General features: G+C 64.3%; 2 protein-coding genes. Both read right to left on the minus strand.

The window, feature by feature from the left end:
- Window positions 1–1,134, minus strand: a 1,134-nt coding sequence (locus NP534_RS26610) for an OprD family outer membrane porin (protein WP_274100712.1), incomplete at its 3' end; no start/stop codon positions are given.
- 111 nt (window positions 1,135–1,245) lie between these two features.
- Window positions 1,246–2,205 carry a PDR/VanB family oxidoreductase gene (locus NP534_RS26615; RefSeq protein WP_274100713.1) on the minus strand — a complete coding sequence of 320 codons (960 nt, stop codon included), beginning with the start codon at window positions 2,203–2,205 and terminating at the stop codon, window positions 1,246–1,248.
- Window positions 2,206–2,280: the final 75 nt, after the last annotated feature.

The raw sequence follows: 2,280 nt of genomic DNA on the forward strand, positions 1-2,280 counted from the left end.
TCTGCTCTGGACCACATAGCTGAGCATGATGTCGCGCTCGCTTTCCTGGTCCCGTGCAAGGCCCGGGCCGCGGTCGATGTCGGTGCCTTTGATGTAGCGGGTGAACAGCTTCAGCCCGGGCAGGCCGATGGCGGCGAAGTTGTAGCCGTAGCGCACCGACCAGCTGCGTTCGTCCGGGCGAATGAACGGCAGGCCTGCCCAGTTCGGCAACCACAGCTGCGGCACGTAGCCGTTGAGCGTCGGGAACACGGTGTCCCCGGTCATGCGCTGGTAGCTGAGGCCCAGCATGTGCCCGCTTTTTTCCAGGGTGACCAGGCCGAAGTAGGCGCGGTTATCCACGGCGCCGCTGCGCGCGGCGCCGTCTTCGCGGTTGTTGAAATAGCCGACGTCGGTTTTCAACTGGTAACCATCGGCAAACTTCAGGGCGTGCTTGATGCCACCGTAGTCCTGCTTGTAGATGTCGTTGAGCACGCCATGGAAGTAGCTGGCTTGCAGGTCCGGGGTCAGCGCATAGGTGGCGCCGGCGAAGTCCAGGCCATCACTGTCCTGGTCGTCGCGGGTGCCGTAGCGGTACAGGCGCTCGTGGTTGGACGACTCGCGGGTGACGATCGACCAGAAGCGCCCGCCGACCAGGGTCAGGTTGTCGATGTCGCGTGATTCGATTACCGCGCCCTGGTAAAGGGTGTCGAGCTGGCGGCTGGGGTCGTTGGAGGCGACTGGGTAGAAGGGTTTCTGGTCACCGATCAGCACCTTGGTCTTGGCGTACTTGAGCTTCAGCGTCGCACCGCCGCGGCTGTAGTCGTCGGCGGCTTGCTGGCGATGGCGGCTGTAGGGTAGTGAGCCATCATTGCCGGTGGCGTCCAGGCGCAAGGCGTACTGGCCGTTGAGGTCGAGGCCGACTGCCAATGGAGTATCGGTGTAGCCAGATTCGAACTGCAGGTCGAAGCCCTGCGACCAGTTGCCGACCTTGGACACCGGTGCACTGGGGTTGGTGAAGTTACGGTTCAGGTAGAGGTTTCTGAAATTGAGCGAGAGGTGGCTGTCATCCACCACGTCGGCCAAGCAGGTCAGGGGTAATACGGCGCCCACACACAGGCAAAACGGTTTCGCACGCAACGGCCATTTGAGTTCCATGGGGTAATCCTGGAAGTGTGATCAGTACAAGTCCTGGGCAGTCGTTCAACTGGGCAGAAGGGGCTGCAGGTCTTGCGCCCGCTTGTCTGTCACGTATTTGTTTTTGTTTTTCTAGATATCCAGCACCAGGCGCTTGCCGCGCGCCCGGGAACAACACAACACGATCTGTTCGTTGGCGTGTTTCTCCTCGTCGGTCAGGTAGTGGTCACGGTGGTCGGGTTGGCCTTCGAGCACGTCGCACAGGCAGGTGCCACACACGCCTTGCTCGCACGACACCTCGACCTTGATGCCGACGCTGCGCAGCGCTGCGGTCAGGGTCTGGCCCTGCTGCACCTGCACGGTCTTGCCGCTGCGCGCGGCCACCACCTCGAAGCTGCCGCCCGAGGTGTCGACCTCGGCCTGGAAGTACTCGTGGTGGATATGCGCGTCGTCGTAGCCTTGCTGGCGTGCGCCCTCGATCACCCAGTCCATGAAGCTCGCCGGGCCACAGGTATAGAGGTGCACACCTGGCGTAGCCGGGCCGAGTACCTGGGCCAGGTCCAGTTGCTGCTCAGGGCCTTCGTCGCTGAAGTGGGTGAACACGCTGGCGGCAAACGGTGCGGCGAGCAGTTCGTCGACGAACGCGCAGCGGCTGCGCGAGCGGCCGCGGTAGTGCAGTTCGAACGGCTGCCCTTGGGCATGCAGGGCATGCGCCATGGCGATCATCGGGGTGATACCGATGCCGCCGCCCAGCAACAGCGAGCGCGTGGCGTCGCCGGCGAGCGGGAACAGGTTGCGCGGCGCACTGATGCGCATCGGCGTGCCGGGCAGCAGGTGCTCGTGCGCCGCCACCGAGCCGCCGCGGGACTGGCTGTCCTTGAGCACGCCAAGGCGGTAGACATTGGCGTGCGCGGGGTCGCCGCACAGCGAGTACTGCCTGACCAGGCCGGGCGCCAGGTGCAGGTCGACGTGGGCGCCCGCCGCAAAACGCGGCAGGGTCTGGCCGTCGACTGCGGCCAGCTCCAGCACCAGCACGTCGCCGCCTTGCACCTCGCGGGCTTGCACGATCACATCGAGCAGTGGGTCGATCATGCCGGTGGCCCTAGAGGATGTAGCCGATACCGGCAAGGGTATCGTCGCTGTTGATCAGGCTGATCACCTTGCGGT

It is taken from the genome of Pseudomonas sp. 39004 (assembly GCF_028682155.1).
Classification (GTDB): domain Bacteria; phylum Pseudomonadota; class Gammaproteobacteria; order Pseudomonadales; family Pseudomonadaceae; genus Aquipseudomonas; species Aquipseudomonas capeferrum.